Source organism: Lacisediminihabitans sp. (genome assembly GCF_036569425.1).
Taxonomy (GTDB): Bacteria; Actinomycetota; Actinomycetes; order Actinomycetales; family Microbacteriaceae; genus Lacisediminihabitans.
Genome location: NZ_DATCQQ010000008.1, coordinates 1 through 15498, shown reverse-complemented (window position 1 = coordinate 15498; position 15498 = coordinate 1). Strand labels below are relative to the sequence as shown.

Below are 15498 nucleotides of genomic sequence, written 5' to 3'. Positions count from 1 at the left end.
CGAGTTCGACAGCCCCTGTCGCGAACCGTACGTGCGGACGATCCCGGACGACCAGGCCGATTGGGTCACAGAGCTGCAGCAGCCGGTGCGGATGGGTTAGGTCTCGACGCCTGAGGCAATCGGCGCCGCCAGCGATACCGGCTGATACGTTGTAGCGCACGTACAGGCGCGTCGCGACCTGAATCACTGAAACGAGGCAATGGTGGCGAACGCAGCACCAGGTTGGTACGACGACGGTTCGGGTCGCCAGCGACGGTGGGACGGCGAGCAGTGGACGGATGTCTGGCAGGAGGAGGCGCCGGTGAACAGTCCTGTCGCGCTGATCGAGCACATCAAGTCGGAGGCCGTCGCGGGAGGTCGACCGCGGCCGGCGCCAAACGGTCAGAGCTACGTCGTGTTGCAGGTGGTGCTGAGGGAGAAGCTATTCGGTACCGGATCCGGCAACCTCACCGAGCTGGAAAAGTCCATCAACGCCCAAGCCGCACTCGGCTATCGACTGCACACCATCACGACGTCAGCCTCCGGCAGTAAGGGCCTCGGGGGCGGCGACCGCATCCAGGCAACGCTGGTCTTCGAGCGACTGGGGATCAGCTGAGGGGCAAGAGGGCGTGCCGGACCTTCGGCGACATCGCGCACAGAGCGATGTGCTTACGAGCGCCGAGGTTCGTGCAGGATCGACACATCGCCTGGCCCGATGTCGCCACGTGACAATACGATCTGGCCGGAGGAGGCCCGATGCCTGAGTTCATTTCCGCCACCGCAGACATTCGTGGCGAGTACCGCTACACGCTGACCCGCGTATGGGACCCGGCGCTGCCGATGATCACGTTCGTGCTGCTCAACCCGAGCACCGCCGACGCGGTGCAACTCGATCCGACACTGCGGCGGTGCGTCGGTTTCGCGAAGCGCGAGGGGTACGGCGGCATGGTGATCCTCAACCTGTACGCGTTCCGCACCAAGGACCCGAAAATAATGATGGCCGCGACCGACCCGGTGGGACCGGATAACGATCGCGTGCTTGCCGACGTCACCGGCACCGTCGTCGCGGGGTGGGGCACGAACGCCGACCCGGCCCGCGTGACCCGGGCGCTGGCGCTGCTGCCGCGACTTCACGCGTTGGGCGTCACGAAGGATGGGCACCCCCGGCATCCGCTTTACGTGCCTGCCGATGCGCCGCTGATCGAGTGGATGTCGTAACTGCGTGAAGCAGGTGTCTCGCCCTTTGTGACCGGGCTTGTGATCCGGCAAAGACGAAGGCCCGTTCTCCGGGTGAGTCGAGAGCGAGCCCAGGCCGCGGTGTAGTGCGCACTGCGCCGCAACGGGGTGCTAACCGTTCGTAAGCCGAACGTCTTGCGGACGATGATCCGTGACTGTCGGCTCCTGCTGTGCTAGTTGCTCACGGGCCGGATCATGGCAAGGCGGGGCCAGGCCTCGAGCCCTCGGGCGGCTTCCGTATCCATTCGAGCGCCCATTGCTGGGCCCCAGCTACGCGGCGGAATAGCGCGGAAGCCGAGACGCTCATAGTATGGCGCGTTCCACGGAACGTCTCGGAATGTCGTCAACGTCACTGCGGGCAGCCCGTGGTCCCGCGCCCAGGAATCAGCCACGGTAATCAGTTCTGCTCCGATGCCATGCCGCGCACGCTCCGGGTGAACCGTGACCTGCTCAATATGAGCGGCTCCGTCAACCTGCTCGACGAGCAAGTAGGCGACGATCTCATCATCGATCCACCATACGAACGCTCCACGGTCCAAGACGAAGCGCTGGAAGTCATGCGCACTGATCGGTGGATCATCGGCGACTGCTGCCATGTCGATATCTCGAAACAACTCGCCGGCGGCTCGCTCGATCTCTGCGATCCGATTGTGGTCTTCAAGACCGGAAAGACGTCGCACCGATCGATCCTCCCTTCAGGACGGTTCAGCGACGGAGTTGCGCCGGACGGTCGTAGTAGCTGCCGCGGTCTCTGACGGTGAATCCGGCGGAGAGGTAGGTCGCTGGGGGTGCCGGGTAGTCGTCGTTGGGTGCGGTGTTGATGAACACCTCGATGCCTCCTCGGAGGGCGACCTGGGCGCACACCTCCATGCACAGCGCCGTGGCCAGTCCCTTCCTGCGGTGCTCCGGCGCCACGCCGAGCGGTTCGATTTCGGCGCAGCCGTTGGCGGGATCCCACCAGGCGGTGCAGCATGCGGCGAGTGTTCCATCCGGGGCCTCGACGACCAGGTCGAGCTGCTGCTCATACAGCCACGCTCGACGGACCTGCTCGAAGTGCGCATGTGTGAATCGGCTGGTCAACGCGGGATCCACTGAGTAGGTACTGCCGTCGGGCCACGGCATGGTGGCCGGCCGCCACGCCGCCCGATGGATGGCAACTCGCTCTTCTTCTTCGCCGTGGCGCATTCCGCGAATGCTGTACCCCTCCGGGAGAACCGGTCCCTCTGACTTAGCTTTGCGGAACATCCCCCGGACGGCAGGGGCACCCTCTCTGCGTGTGAAGCCAGATTCAGTCACCAGCTCCTGCAACCCGCGGTCACCCTCGAAGACAACGATGCTCAGCTCTTCGTCTGCCGCCTGCTCGACGGCCCAGTTCAGGAGTGCAGGGGCAGCGTCGAGGTCATCGGGAGACGCTTGAACGAGCAGGTCGCCATCGGTGACTCCGGCCCATCCCACGATGCGACCGTCGTGCTCGGCGAGCACCGTATGTGTAGGGAGTTGGTCGCTCGCCGCCTCCCAGCCCAAGCCACCGGGGTGGGTAGCGAGCGGCCACAGCAGACTGACGAGTTGCTGCACTGCAACGGTGTCATCCGGCCGGTTCCAAGAACGAAGCGTGAGCATCGGGGAAATGACCTTTCCTAAACGGGACCAAGCCTTGCAGCCTATCGCCAGACCCCCGTCGGAATTGTCGCCGTTCGATCTCCGCATGCCGAACCTCCAATGCGTAACTGTCTTCTTGCAGGAAGGCCGTCAGCATTTGCTGACCGCACAGGGTCAGAAGCCTTAGGATCACTCACAAAGACAGAGAGGTGCGCATGTCTGACCATGCAAAGTCCCTGGAGGAGCAGCTCTCCCTGGGCGCCGAACAAATAGCTCAACGCCTCGAAGTGGGTGACAACCTTTCTGCTGTTCGCGAGGTCGAACATTTTTCATACTTTGCCCGGCGCAAGCATGCAGATCAGGCCGGCGAATTGCTTGCGGCGCGGGGGTTCCGCGTTGAGATTGGCCGACGCGGCCTGAAGACGATCTTGATCGCCAGGCGAAACGAAGACGTCTTACCGGCAACGGTTGAGGCGACCGTTCGAGCAGTATTCGCGACCGTGACGACGAACCGAGGCGACTACGACGGTTGGGGTGGCACCGTCGCTACACCGTGATGCGCTTTGATCGCATCCACTGAAGGCTCCCGCAGGGGGAACGTCCTGTGGGACGGCACGTCCAGGCTGTCCCTTCACGCAGGGTGCGCGCTCGCAAGAGGATTCAATATTCGTTGGCCGGCGTGTTGTGTGGTTTGTCGGTTCAGTGGAGCTGCCAGAGATCCCGACCTCGGGCGAGGAGTCCGACCAGTCCGAGGCCGGCGCATGCCCACAGTGTGGTTGTGATGGATGTGGTGCCGGTCAGTATTCCTGCGGTTAGGGCGCCGATGGTGGTGAAGGTGAGGGCGCTTGCGCGGTAGGCGCTGCTGACTCGTCCGAGGAGGTGGTTCGGGACGATGCGCTGGCGGGTTGTTACCGATGCGACATTCCAGGTGCTGACGGCTGCTCCGAGGAGGACAAGGAGGCCGGCCGCAACGGCGGGGGTGGATGTCGTTGCCAAACCGGCGAAGACTCCGATGGCGGCGACGACGGATCCGGTGAGCACTTCTCGGAGCGGTCGGGTCCGCATCAACTTCGGGGTGCACAGTGCGCCCGCGATGCTACCGACGGCGAAGGCGCCGAGAAGGAGGCCGTATCCAATGCTGTTGGTGTGCAGTTGGTGGTGAGCGTAGACGACCAGCATGGCCAGTAGCGCGCCGCTTGCCGTGCTGAGCGCAACGGTGAGAACCGCCATGGTGCGTAAGGTCGCACTCTTCCACAGCCACGCGATTCCTTCGCCGATGTCTCGCCGCAGGTTCATCGGCGACTGTCGTGGGGAACGGGAGGTTGGCGAGAGGAACGCGATCAGCGTGGCGCTAATCACGAACGAGATCGCGTCCAACGTGAGGGGGACGCTGGGTCCGAAAACAAAAAGGAGTCCGCCGAGCGGCGGTCCGATCAGCTGTGTTGCGCTGAGTTGGCTCGTGAACAATCGCGAATTGCCGGCGGGCAGGAGATCGGGGCTGAGGAGTTGGGGCAGTAGTCCGATCGCCGCGTTGTCGTAGACGGTCTCGGCGGTCCCGAGCACGAAAGCGACCAGTGCAAGCAGCGCTATGGGCAGCGATCCCTCGGCAAGGAGAATGACCGTCGAGACGCCGACGATGATGGCGCGCGCAGCGTTGACCATCCACATCACGCGACGCCGCTCGAAACGATCGGAGATCGCCCCGCCGAGGAGCCCGAACACTGGCCATGGCAGGAAGCCTGCGGCGGACACAATCGAAATCGCGAACGGGTCCGATGTTGCCGAGGCCGCAAGAAGGGGAATGGCGGCGATCCGCAGCCCATCTCCCAGCGCCGAGATTGTGGATGCGGCCCAAAGCCGAATGTAGTCGCGAGGCATCGACATCGGTGGGGTCCACGCCCCCCCTCTGTGCTCGATAGCGTACATAATGTACGCATCGAACATAGTTCTAAACGTACGTCCTGTACAGAAAGGGGAATCAGGATGAAAGAGATTCCCGTAACTCAAGCGCGAGCGGTCTTAGCAGAACTGGTGAACGAAGTGGCCTATGGCCGGGAACGCGTCACCTTCACCCGCCACGGTAAGCCGTTGGCGGTTCTGGTCTCCGTAGCGGAGGCGAAACTCCTCGATTCGCTGGCAATCCAGGAGGCAACCACCCCGCACGCGCTTCAAGTCCTCGACCTGACCGCCTCGCAGCACACGTTCGAGCAAGCCGCACTCCACCCGTCGTCCTCTTCAATAGACGGGCCTTCTTAGCACTACAGGCAATGGTCAGGGGTTCTGGTGCTGTGTCACTTGGGAACCCGTTTCGGGACGGGAGTATTCAGGAATTGGTCCACTGCGTTATGACAGGCTCGTGCACCGACCTGCCATCCAAGATGCCGTGTCGGCTCAGGTGGGATGATTGGCCGCATGGTGCAACCATTGTCCGCGGTCGTCGTTTCCGTGAGCCGCGACTTGGTTCACGGATTTTCGAAACCATCATGCGAGGCCATCACACTTCTGGAGGGGCTTGGTGTCGAGGGAGACGCGCACTCTGGGACGACCGTTCAACACCGCTCTCGAATAGCCAAAGACCCCACTCAACCGAACCTCCGTCAAGTGCACCTTATTCACTCGGAATTGTTTGCGGAGGTGGCTCGCGCCGGGTTCAACCTTGGTCCCGGGGACATGGGCGAGAACGTAACTACCGCGGGCATCGACCTCTTGGCTATGCCGCAAGGCGCCAGGCTCTTAATTGGCTCAGATGCCGTGGTCGAACTGACCGGACTTCGAAATCCGTGTGCTCAGATCAATGCATTCGAACCTGGACTCCTGAAAACGATGGTTGGGCATGATGACGACGGACATGTCATACGCAAGGCCGGGGTTATGGGAATCGTCTTGCGCTCCGGAGTTGCCCGACCCGGCGACAGCATCACGGTCGTTCTCCCGCAGTGGCAGCACCAAAGGCTCATTCCGGTTTAGGAACGATGGACGCCTCCTGCGCGACAGGCGAACAGATAATGCAGAGGTCTCGTAGGCTCAGTGCCGTGCCCTACCCACCGATCCAACCCTTTGATACCGGGTTTCTGACAGTGCCCGACGGCACTCAGATCTACTGGGAGCTCTCGGGCAACCCGCTGGGCAAACCGGCGTTGTTCTTGCACGGTGGCCCCGGGAGCGGGTTAGGGGCAGGCGGCTACCGGAGCAGGTTCGATCCGGAGCGCTATTTGGTCGTGGGCATTGACCAGCGCGGGTGCGGTCGGAGCCTCCCCCTCGTCATTGACGCCCTCGATCAGCTTTCGTCGAACACCACCCAGTCGGTCATCGCCGACATCGAGGCCGTGCGGGCGAATCTGAACGTGGATCGCTGGCTGGTTTCTGGAATCTCCTGGGGCACGACGCTCGCGCTCGCATACGCCCTGTCACATCCCGACCGAGTCACGGAGCTGATCCTGGCGGCGGTGACTACTACCAGTCGGGCGGAGGTTGAGTGGATCACGGAAACGGTCGGGCGGCTCTTCCCGGAGGCGTGGTCACGTTTCGATGCTCAGTCCGGCCGGCAGCCCGGAGAACGAGTCGTCGAGGCGTACGCCCGACGGCTTGCCCAAAGCGACGAGGACGAGCGCCGTCGGGCGGCACAACAATGGGATGAATGGGAATCGGTCCACATCTCATTGGACCCGAACTGGAGCCCGGGCCTGTTGCATGAAGACCCGATCCGTCGCCTCGTCTTCGCAACACTGGTGACGCACTATTGGGCACACGACGGCTTCCTCCCCATCGGCGAATCAATCCTCGAGCGGGTGGCCGAGCTTGCTGGTATCCCTGCAGTCCTCGTCCATGGTCGACGTGACGTTAGCGGTCCGACGATCACGCCCTGGTTGTTGCACCAAGCCTGGCCAGCCAGCGAACTCATCATCATCGATTCTGAAGGGCACGGCGGACCCCTTACGACAGAAGCCATGTGCTCCGCATCCGACACTTTCGCCAGCTAACCCATTCCACAAGCACGGCCGGCGCACCCCGCCGCAAGCCGGACCTCTAACGGACGCTTGGTAGTCTCGGGGTCGTGGCGAGCGACGAACTCAGTTTGCGCGAGAATCTCCAGGCAGCTCTCGGCGAGGTAATAGGGCTGCTGGATCAGTACTTCAGCTACCGCGGTCCCATCGCAATCCTTTCGGAGATTGCTCGTCGCGTCGAGCTTGATGACCAAGACGCACTCGTGGAGCTCAGATCCAAGTTCGGCGGGATGGGCTCGTTGAACGACTTCTATCTGGACGGTAATCCGTGCGGGACGCTGTCCGCGCGCGAGCGAGCCGACATCAATGCGCTGTATCAAGTGGCAAAGGAGAGAGTGCACGAGAACTTGATGTTGCTGCTTACCACATGAGGCACGGAGCCCCATGACCTGACAGCCGCTGCAACAGGCCTGCGGCCCAGACACCCAACGACCGAGCGTGTCGACGCTGAGTCAGATGGGAACGGTCAGCGCTGCGAATGTCAGTCGGGTGACGCTGTGAAGCGAGCCGTTGCTCGGCTGATCGTGCGTTGAATCTCCTCCTCGGGTCGATCGTTCAGGAGTTGAAACGCAACCTGCTGGAGAACGAATGTGGCGTGGCGAGTCCGCGCTCGACCCAGGTGGTTCGGCGACACTATGCCTGCGAGGCATTCGAAGCCGTGCCAGGCGGCCAGCGCCGCGATGTCAGTCGACCGATCGCTTGCAGAGGATAGGTCCCAATCCACCACGCCCACGATTAGGCCGTCTCTCCAGCGCACATTGTGTCCAGCGAGATCGCCATGGCTGAAGGTGTCAGGGTGAACTTCGAGGGCGGCCAGCGCTTCGACCGCTCGTCGTGCATTCTCCCGGGCTGCGCCAGGCAGGCGGGGAATAACGCGTTCGAGCTGAACATCCAACCAGTGGTCCCCGCCGCAGAAGACCAGCGGTCGCTCTAGCAAGCTCAGGATGGGATCCAGTGAGATGCGCTGCAGTTCGGCAAGGAGGAGGTGCAGTTCGCTCGGGGATGCAGCACCCGGTGGAGCCGTTTCGCCGGCAACATACTCGACCGCGACGGCACTGGTTCCGTCAATCGTCACCACTTCACTGAGCGACCGAGGCACCCGGAACCTCAGTGCGGGCAACTGATCGACGAGCTGCTGCCGGCGGTCCATGGCCGTTCCGGCACCCTGATCCCGAGCGATGCGAATGACAGCAGATTCGCCGATAAGCACAATTCGATGAGCCGAACCGGAGTCGATGATCCGTTGATTCTGCACCCTGTACCCACGGGGAAGCTGAGCCAGCACGGCGTCCAGGACTGCCGCTTCGTTCTGAGGCGCCCGAAACATGCTTCCGAGACTACGGGCCGCACCAGAGTTGCCCACGCGAAAGGCATGCCCGCAAGGCGAACGCTCAGCGGTGCGGCGTCGTTAGGGGATGTCTGTCAGTGTCTTCTCGACGGTCGCTAGGCGCTGGTCGAGTGCGTCGAGCTTCGCCAGGACGGCCCGGCTCGCCTCCGTGTTCGCGTCCAGTGTTCTGCGCAACTCCGGACTGGCGACTTGAGATGTGCGCTGCCGGTACTTCCAATAGGTGGCCAGGGTCAAAAAGGTCGATCCGCCGATGATCGCAACGACAGGAATGATCCAGCCGACCGCACCCACGTTTGACCAGTCGCTTGCATACAGGATTGAGTTCATTGTTAGTTCTCCTCGGGGAGGGCCGCCGCGATCGACGCTGGTGTGATGGTGATACTGAAGTCGCTGAGTTCGAAAAGCTTGAGCGCTTTGCCGTCTTCGGACAGCGCGAGATGTCCGTGAACGAAACCGGCTTCTTGAAGCTTGGTGAGGTGCATATAGAGCAGGGCGCGCGACATTCCCACGCGGCGAGCCAGTTCACTCACATGCGTTTGACCGGTCATCAACTCTGCGATGATTCGCATACGTTGCGGGCTGGCGATGGCGGCCAGGCGTTGACTCAGCGCGACCATTCGCATCACCTCCACCTGTCATAAAAACCCTACACGTGCAGCATCTGTGAGGTCAATACCGATTGCCGCTTGGCGAAACTGCTGAGCGGATGCCCGTTAGCGGGGACGTCCACCGCGACAATCCGGAGCCGCTTCGCCTATCGGTCGAGCATGCCGATGCTGTGTCGTTCGGGAAGGGTAGCCCGACACTCCTGAGGCCAATCCGCCTCCAGGCTGGTGGGCGAAGGCCGTCTCGCCGGGGAGCAATTTCGCGGTGCTGAAGCTACAGTCAAACCATGCGCATCGCCACGGATCTCGGTTGGCTCGACGCCCGGGTCGTCCCAGGGCCGCCCCGGGTGGCCGTCCTGTGGCACAGCATGTTCACCGATTCGCGCAGCTGGGACCGTGTGGTGGACGACTTTCGCAAGCAACGCACCCTGGTGCTGGTCGACGGGTGGTCCTTCGGAGCAAGCGACGACCTCGACCAGCTGGTGGACGACTTCATCGAGCGCTGTGTGCAGGGAGCTATCGCGGTCGTCTCCCAGATCCAACAGGAGTTGGCCCCGGGGCCTGTCGACTGGGTGGGCAGCGCGTGGGGAGGCCACGTCGGGTTGCAGCTGGCCGCGGTCCGGCCCGATCTGGTGCGCAGCCTGATCACGGTCAGCACTCCGGTCCAGGCAGCGAGTGCGGCGCTGCGAAGGCAGGTGGGAATGCTGCTCCCCGTCTACCGCGCCATCGGGATGCGCGGGCCGGTGCGCCAAGGGTTGATTGACGGGATGTTCACCGATCTCACCCGCCGGACAGATCCGGAGGCTGTCGACGCGCTCGTCGCCCCGATGTCCCGAGGCAACCGGGCGGCCATCAGCCGGACCGTCCATTCCGGTGTTCTCAACAGGACGGATCTGGCTTGGGCCGCGGCACGAGTCACATGCCCGACCCTCATGATCGCCACCGACGACCGGGGCGAGTGGAGTCCCGCAGAATGCGCCAAGACCACGGCGGCGATGAAGGATGCCCGCACAGCCGTCCTCACCGGAACCCGCGCCCTCCCCTCCCTCGAATGCCCCACCGAACTCGCCGCCCTCGTTACCGACTTCTGGGCCGGGCAAGTAACCGACGAGACCGCCACCCTCAACCCGGCGTAGACATGATCAGGCGTGCTGATGCTGTGTCACACGGCAACGCTCAGTGCCGCGCTTGTATCGCGAAAGACGATCCGGCTGCGGGCCGCTTGCGCGCCGACGGGCCGAGCTCCGTGCCGCGGTGCTTATTCAGTCAGTAGCCGTTCCAAGGTTTGTAACGCTTGGCTAAAGAACACCGGATTGGTGTGTTCGTAGTAGTGCAGGCCACCAATCGCCATCTCGAAAGCCCAGCCGCGTCCGCGCTCCTGGGCCGCAACGTCGAGCCCCATTGCGGTGACGAAGGTACTGCGTGCCGGTTCCTCGAAGAGAACCCACGCAGGTTGGAGATCTGCAGCCGGATCGCCAATTGCCGGAATTCCAACATCCACCATGCCCGTGAGCACACCGTCGTTCATGAGGAAATTGCCAGGCATCGGGTCGCCATGGATGCGCAGCGGAGGGTCGATATGTGGTCGAGCCGAAAGCGCCCGCTCCCACACGGCAGTCGCCCTAACCCGATCGATGAGATGGGCTGATCGGTCAATCGACTCCCGCACCCAGGTCGTGTCGGCGAGCGGGCTTCCCCCTCGACCCACGCCATTCCACGGCCGACCGCCCGACCGCAACGACTGAATCCAACCGATAACGGTTGCGAGGTCAGTCGCGAGACGAACATCCCGAGACACTGTTAACCGGTCGAGTGATCTTCCCGGCAACCATGTCCAGAGGGACCAGACACCCGCGTACCCTTCAAACGGTTCACCGACACCAATCAGCTGTGGCACGGCGATGTCGAGAAGGTCGGTGAGAATGACCGCGTGCTCCTGTTCACCGCGAACACTCTCTCGTGCGACATCCGAATCGGTCGGCACGAGCGGCAGTCGGGCGACGACGTGCTCACCGACGCGAAACGGCGCGACAACGGTGCCGGCTGACTCGACACGCTCTACGGGGAACCCAGTAAAATCGCTGAACTGCGCCGCGATCGCAGAGGCCACATCGTCCGCGGCAAGCTCCACTTGACCCTCATGCATCACATAGTCCATCCTCACGCAGGCGGCGCCCGCAAGCGGAACGTCCATCGATCGCCCATGACCAGGTTCCAGGGGGCGAGATCGTTATGACAGATCAGCTCCTGCGTTGGCGCAGGGATGACGACATTCCAGATCGCGGTATCCCGGGGAGCGAACCCTTCGCTCGCGTCGTGGATCGCGCGAACCATCCTGCCAACTCGAGCGAGCTCTGCATGAGTCAACGAATCCGCCTGGAGCGCAAGCCGGCCGGGTACGAACTCGATCGACTGGCGCCCCTCCGCGTCTCTGCCGAAGACGGCCGGGACATCGACCCCGGCCCGCCGGACGACCTTCATGAAGTCATGGACGCCCGAAGTCGAAGGAGCCCACGCCTTCCGCACCGTGTCACCGACTCGGACGACGGAACCGCTGACGTTACCTCCGGAGAGCTGCTCCTCTTCCATCACTCAACCTTAAGGTTCGGCTCCTACCGTGGTCATCCCGATATTCGAGTCCTTTGATGCTGTCGGCGGATCAAGTGGTCTCATCGACGCTCACCTCAGACGCGCCAATTCCGGAGACCGATGGCTCCTTGGTGCCTTGATGGAAGATCAATCGCGCCCTGTGAACTGTAAGGAGCCAGATCGACGAGCGTCGAGTCCACCGATCCTCGACCCTCAGACGATAGGTCAACAGGAAGGTGGAATCGCAGAGGGTTTGTAGCTCTATCTCGCTCATGTCGACCGCGCCGTGAAAGTCATCACCGCTCTCCTCGGCGAGAGCAGCGATCGTCGCCTCTCGATCCCACAGCCGGCCCGATTGACCGATCTCTCGAAATGACGGGTGCAGGAGGGCTTCGACCGATGAACGGTCTCGTCGAACAGCGGGGTCGAGTAGCCGGCGCTCGGCGGCAAGAACAAATTCCCTCGCCTTGGGCGTCATTCTGTGGACCGCCGTGCGTTCTTCGGCTTGTGAAAACGTCGGAGGTCCACTACCTCAATGACTGGATTCCGTTCAGCTTCAACGACGAAGCCGTCCGCTTCGAAGATCGGACGAGCGGTCACGCGCGGGTCAGTCGATCCCCCCGACGACCAATCCGATCCGCTGTCCCACGACCACTCGCTATGGACGTGGGCACTGGCAGCGAGCGTAGTCATCGCACCATCCGTAGTTCAACTAGGTTGGGCTCCGCTGGATCGATGAACTCAGTGCCATCGACCACGAACCCGTTGCGTTTGTAAAACGCAATAGCTCGATGATTGCCGCGAAGCACCCACAGTTGCGCCGGATCGTCGCGGAGTACAGCGTCGAGCATCGACTGACCCAGCCCGCTGCCGTGGGCAGCTGCGAGCAAGTAGATCGAGAACAGATGCAGCGGCCGAGCAGGTGGAAACCCATGCTCGGCATCATGCCCGCGAGCCTCCCCTGAGTTCGCGAAGCCGACGGGAGCTGCGTCACGCTCTGCGACCACCATGCGCCCCGGCCGCGGCACAAGAGACAAATACCGCGTCCAAAACTGCTGACGCCGGCCGATTGCCTCCTCAGAGAAATGATGATCGGCGAGCACGCCAGAATAGGTCTCCCGCCACGCATCGACGTGCACCCGAGCTATGCCCTCAGCGTCAGCCACCGTCGCGTTGCGGACACCGTTTGAGTCCGTGTTGCTCATCCTCCGAGGCTACCGGGGCTTGGAGGCCCTTTTATGGCTGACGCCTCTGCGCGCCGATCTCTTCCATCAGCCCAGGTACTCGGCTCCTGAGGCCCACTAACGTCTCAACAGGTAGTCCATCCGCAAAGAATTCGCCGCTAGCGATCCGTATGCTCACTACCCGATCGGTGCACTCAATTCCCAGCTTCGCCCCGCGATCAGCGACAAACGGATAACCGTCCTCACCCGTAGTTTCCAGGCACGCCACGGCTACCGTTCCATGGTCCTCCTACGTCGTAGACAAGCACCCGCACGTCGCACAAGAGCGTTTCGACTGACGATTGGGTCCTCGTCGCCATCCTCGCAGGCGAGAGTCCTGATACTCGCCCGTGCCGTCGTTCGCGAGAGTCGGAAGCAGGTCGTCCGAGGAGCCCAGAGCGGGAATCGCGACACCCGCTTTACCCAGTTGAGTTTGAGGATGCCTGGTGACCGCTACCCCGCGGCGGGCTCGGACTGTCTTCGCACGAGCGAGTACATGTACATGTCGCGGCGCTCGGGTCCGACGTGCTCCCACAGTCTGAGTAGTCCTTCGCGCGCGAAACCGGCCGACTCCGCGGTACGCCACGATCCCTCGTTCCAGGGCTCGACGTAGAGTTCCAGACGCTGGACGGCAAGGCTTTGAAACGCCCAGCTGACGAGCGTTCGTAGTGCGTCCGCCGAGTACCGTCGGCCGCGATGCTGTGGCGCGATCCAGTATCCGACGCTTGCTCGCTCCTGACTCGGCTCCCGGAACGTGATCCCCACCTGGCCAACCGCGAGCCCTGACGCGTTGTCAACGACGACGAACTGAAACCCTTCGCCGTTCACCGCGCGGCTGCGTTGCCGGTCGATGTAAGCCTGCACATCGGTCGCGCAGTCTGTCGCAGGCACGGAGGTAATGAGCGGGATAAGCGGGTCGTCGACGACGGACAGCACTAGCGGCGTATCGGCGTCGCTGTACTCGCGGAGTGTCACCCGCTCCCCCGTCACCGTAGGTGTCGCTTGCTGCCCCATCTCTACAGAGTGGCACGAGAGGCCGTTGTCAGTCGTCGTGTTCAGTGTAAAAACGGGTAACGGTCTTCACCAGTAATCAGTTTTGTGACATCCGTAGTCGTCTGAACAGCCACATTGCATGTCCGCAACGGGAACCTCAAACGACGCGGAGCTTGAGACCCTGGTGGCCTGTGACAGCATGTGCCCATGTCGAACATTGAGATTTCGGAGTCGAAGATCTTCTCGCGTGCTGACCTCGTAAGCCTCTACGCGAGCGTCGGATGGGGCGCCTACGCGAGGGACCCGGATGCCCTCGTGAAGGCAGTAGAGCAGTCGTCTTACGTTGTCTCTGCCACGGACTCAGCGGAGAACCTGGTGGGCCTGATCCGGGTCATCTCCGATGACGTCTCGATTTGCTACATCCAGGATCTCCTCGTGCACCCCGACCACCAACGAGCCGGGGTCGGCAGAGCCTTGATAGAACGGGCCCTGACACGGTATGTCCACGCGCGACAGAAGGTGCTGATCACTGACGATGAGCCAGGTCAGCGGGCATTCTACGAATCGATCGGCTTCATCGAGGCGCATGATTTTGAGCCGGCGCCGCTGCGGGCGTTTGTGCAAATCAGAAGCCACTAGGCCGAAACCGTTTCCGGAATCGGACCCCCGGGCAGGACTTTGCTCAGAGAGCAGCGACTGGCCGGGTCGCGGCAGTGATCACGCGAGCCTGTAGGACGAGCCGGACGGAGTGCATATCACCAACCCTCAGCCGGACATCGGGGTGTCCGGACAGCGGATCGGATCGTGACATCGCATAGCTACTGCGCGTTGCTTCACCATCGTGAGGCGGGGGTGCCGCGTGTTGCGCGATTGGCGCGAAGCCCGCTAGTCGTCGGCCGTGGCTTCGCGTGACGACGTTGCTGGCCTACCCGCGAGCCGTGGCTTTGGCGGCGGTGCATCCGTTGAAACCACGGGGAGCGGTTTTGAATTCGGCACCGACCGCTGACTTTCGGTCAACCGCTTTGTTCCGGCCGGCGTGGGGTTTGGAGTGTCGCTCATTGCACTAGCGCTTTGGAGGTTTCGGCGAGGACGAACTCTGCACGACCGTTGGAAGGGGTTGTAGTTTTGGCACCACTTGCTGACTTTTTGTGATCGGAACTGCAACCTCGCCAGAGCCACTCGACTTGCCTTTCGTCATCACTGCCTCACTTCTTCGAAGGAGCTTTAGGGAGAGGCGCGTCCAACTTCATCGTGGGTAACGGTTAGCGGGCACTTCTGCGAGTCAGCTAGTCAGGATCGGATCGGCCGCGTGCTGGGGCGGACCATCGCCGTCGAGTCCGGCGCGCCGAAACCGAATTGCGCATACAAGCCGTGTGCATCGCCGGTGAAGAGCGTCCAACGGAACTCTGCACCGGGACCGTCATCGATCATCGTCCGGATGAGCAGCTTGCCCGCTCCATTTCCGCGGGCTCCCGATGCCACGACAACGTCCGCCAGGTACGCATCGTTCACTCCGTCAGATATAGCGCGTGCGAATCCGAGCTGGGCGCCGGTCTCATCGTCGTAGACGCCGATGAGCCGCCATGCGCCGTCGAGTTGTGCTTCAACCTGAGCTCGGGTCCTCCACCGATGCCAGTACACCTCGGTCGACAGCATCTGCCACACCCAGTCACGATCGATGCGCGACGGATCGTCGTCTGCAACCAGTCCCATGAGTTCATCCTGCCAGCCGTTGAGGACCCCTATGGACCGGCCAGAACTTCCGCGCAACAGCCCGATAGCCGATCCCTCAGCGGACGATCTCCCGTCCGGTTCAGCGCCTACTGCTGGTCGTCGAACACAGTTTGAAGGAAATCGTCCACGACTGCGTTGGCCTCGGTCGGGCGCTCGAGGAGGAGGAAGTGGCCGGCCGCATCGACGCG

21 protein-coding genes are annotated in these 15498 nt (G+C 62.6%); 9 read left to right on the top strand and 12 right to left on the bottom strand.

The window, feature by feature from the left end:
* The first annotated feature begins 199 nt into the window (after nucleotides 1-199).
* Complete coding sequence (locus tag VIM54_RS00700) at nucleotides 200-595, top strand: DUF4177 domain-containing protein (protein ID WP_331898287.1); 396 nt, start codon at nucleotides 200-202, stop codon at nucleotides 593-595.
* Nucleotides 596-735: 140 nt separating this feature from the next.
* Nucleotides 736-1197, top strand: coding sequence for a DUF1643 domain-containing protein (locus tag VIM54_RS00695; protein ID WP_331898286.1), 462 nt, complete (start codon nucleotides 736-738; stop codon nucleotides 1195-1197).
* Between the two features lie 191 nt (nucleotides 1198-1388).
* Here the strand turns inward: VIM54_RS00695 and VIM54_RS00690 are convergent, their stop codons facing one another.
* Together VIM54_RS00690 and VIM54_RS00685 are read right to left on the bottom strand one after the other, a co-directional pair.
* Complete coding sequence (locus VIM54_RS00690; protein ID WP_331898285.1) at nucleotides 1389-1895, bottom strand: GNAT family N-acetyltransferase; 507 nt, start codon at nucleotides 1893-1895, stop codon at nucleotides 1389-1391.
* 25 nt (nucleotides 1896-1920) lie between these two features.
* Nucleotides 1921-2790, bottom strand: a complete 870-nt coding sequence (locus tag VIM54_RS00685; protein WP_331898283.1) for a GNAT family N-acetyltransferase — start codon at nucleotides 2788-2790, stop codon at nucleotides 1921-1923.
* Nucleotides 2791-3029: 239 nt separating this feature from the next.
* Between VIM54_RS00685 and VIM54_RS00680 the strand changes: the two genes are divergently transcribed.
* Nucleotides 3030-3371 carry a ribonuclease E inhibitor RraB gene (locus tag VIM54_RS00680; protein ID WP_331898281.1) on the top strand — a complete coding sequence of 114 codons (342 nt, stop codon included), beginning with the start codon at nucleotides 3030-3032 and terminating at the stop codon, nucleotides 3369-3371.
* A 142-nt stretch (nucleotides 3372-3513) separates the two neighbouring features.
* Here the strand turns inward: VIM54_RS00680 and VIM54_RS00675 are convergent, their stop codons facing one another.
* Nucleotides 3514-4692 (bottom strand): MFS transporter, encoded by a 1179-nt coding sequence (locus VIM54_RS00675; RefSeq protein WP_331898363.1) that lies wholly within the window; start codon nucleotides 4690-4692, stop codon nucleotides 3514-3516.
* Between the two features lie 105 nt (nucleotides 4693-4797).
* On the opposite strand from VIM54_RS00675, the gene VIM54_RS00670 reads away from it, so the two are divergent.
* The 4 genes from VIM54_RS00670 to VIM54_RS00655 all read left to right on the top strand — a co-directional run bounded on the left by VIM54_RS00670 (nucleotide 4798) and on the right by VIM54_RS00655 (nucleotide 7189).
* Nucleotides 4798-5070: a type II toxin-antitoxin system Phd/YefM family antitoxin gene (locus VIM54_RS00670; protein ID WP_331898279.1), complete on the top strand. Its 273-nt coding sequence runs from the start codon at nucleotides 4798-4800 to the stop codon at nucleotides 5068-5070.
* 156 nt (nucleotides 5071-5226) lie between these two features.
* Nucleotides 5227-5781: an MOSC domain-containing protein gene (locus VIM54_RS00665; RefSeq protein WP_331898278.1), complete on the top strand. Its 555-nt coding sequence runs from the start codon at nucleotides 5227-5229 to the stop codon at nucleotides 5779-5781.
* A gap of 65 nt (nucleotides 5782-5846) precedes the next feature.
* Entirely contained in the window at nucleotides 5847-6794 is a 948-nt protein-coding gene (gene pip, locus VIM54_RS00660; protein ID WP_331898277.1) for a prolyl aminopeptidase, read from the top strand.
* Between the two features lie 74 nt (nucleotides 6795-6868).
* Nucleotides 6869-7189 carry a DUF6966 domain-containing protein gene (locus VIM54_RS00655; RefSeq protein ID WP_331898275.1) on the top strand — a complete coding sequence of 107 codons (321 nt, stop codon included), beginning with the start codon at nucleotides 6869-6871 and terminating at the stop codon, nucleotides 7187-7189.
* Between the two features lie 110 nt (nucleotides 7190-7299).
* On the opposite strand, the gene VIM54_RS00650 is transcribed toward VIM54_RS00655, so the two are convergent.
* From VIM54_RS00650 to VIM54_RS00640, 3 genes are all read right to left on the bottom strand, one after another.
* Nucleotides 7300-8145, bottom strand: coding sequence for a phosphotransferase family protein (locus VIM54_RS00650; protein WP_331898274.1), 846 nt, complete (start codon nucleotides 8143-8145; stop codon nucleotides 7300-7302).
* 81 nt (nucleotides 8146-8226) lie between these two features.
* Nucleotides 8227-8493, bottom strand: coding sequence for a hypothetical protein (locus VIM54_RS00645; RefSeq protein ID WP_331898272.1), 267 nt, complete (start codon nucleotides 8491-8493; stop codon nucleotides 8227-8229).
* 2 nt (nucleotides 8494-8495) lie between these two features.
* A complete protein-coding gene (locus VIM54_RS00640) occupies nucleotides 8496-8783 on the bottom strand; it encodes a winged helix-turn-helix domain-containing protein (protein WP_331898270.1) in 288 nt (95 codons plus the stop codon).
* 275 nt (nucleotides 8784-9058) lie between these two features.
* Between VIM54_RS00640 and VIM54_RS00635 the strand changes: the two genes are divergently transcribed.
* Nucleotides 9059-9907 (top strand): alpha/beta hydrolase, encoded by an 849-nt coding sequence (locus tag VIM54_RS00635; protein ID WP_331898268.1) that lies wholly within the window; start codon nucleotides 9059-9061, stop codon nucleotides 9905-9907.
* Between the two features lie 122 nt (nucleotides 9908-10029).
* Here the strand turns inward: VIM54_RS00635 and VIM54_RS00630 are convergent, their stop codons facing one another.
* The 5 genes from VIM54_RS00630 to VIM54_RS00610 form a co-directional block, all read right to left on the bottom strand.
* Nucleotides 10030-10965, bottom strand: a complete 936-nt coding sequence (locus VIM54_RS00630) for a phosphotransferase (RefSeq protein WP_331898266.1) — start codon at nucleotides 10963-10965, stop codon at nucleotides 10030-10032.
* Entirely contained in the window at nucleotides 10932-11360 is a 429-nt protein-coding gene (locus VIM54_RS00625) for a hypothetical protein (RefSeq protein WP_331898265.1), read from the bottom strand. The genes VIM54_RS00630 and VIM54_RS00625 overlap by 34 nt, the downstream gene beginning before the upstream one ends.
* Nucleotides 11361-11430: 70 nt before the next feature.
* Nucleotides 11431-11838 (bottom strand): DUF4440 domain-containing protein, encoded by a 408-nt coding sequence (locus tag VIM54_RS00620; protein ID WP_331898263.1) that lies wholly within the window; start codon nucleotides 11836-11838, stop codon nucleotides 11431-11433.
* A 211-nt stretch (nucleotides 11839-12049) separates the two neighbouring features.
* On the bottom strand, nucleotides 12050-12565 hold the full coding sequence (locus VIM54_RS00615; RefSeq protein ID WP_331898261.1) for a GNAT family N-acetyltransferase: 516 nt from the start codon (nucleotides 12563-12565) through the stop codon (nucleotides 12050-12052).
* A 471-nt stretch (nucleotides 12566-13036) separates the two neighbouring features.
* Nucleotides 13037-13558, bottom strand: coding sequence for a GNAT family protein (locus VIM54_RS00610; protein ID WP_331898259.1), 522 nt, complete (start codon nucleotides 13556-13558; stop codon nucleotides 13037-13039).
* A 225-nt stretch (nucleotides 13559-13783) separates the two neighbouring features.
* Between VIM54_RS00610 and VIM54_RS00605 the strand changes: the two genes are divergently transcribed.
* Entirely contained in the window at nucleotides 13784-14215 is a 432-nt protein-coding gene (locus VIM54_RS00605) for a GNAT family N-acetyltransferase (RefSeq protein ID WP_331898257.1), read from the top strand.
* Between the two features lie 651 nt (nucleotides 14216-14866).
* Here VIM54_RS00605 and VIM54_RS00600 read toward each other — a convergent pair.
* A complete protein-coding gene (locus tag VIM54_RS00600) occupies nucleotides 14867-15289 on the bottom strand; it encodes a GNAT family N-acetyltransferase (RefSeq protein ID WP_331898255.1) in 423 nt (140 codons plus the stop codon).
* Nucleotides 15290-15498: the final 209 nt, after the last annotated feature.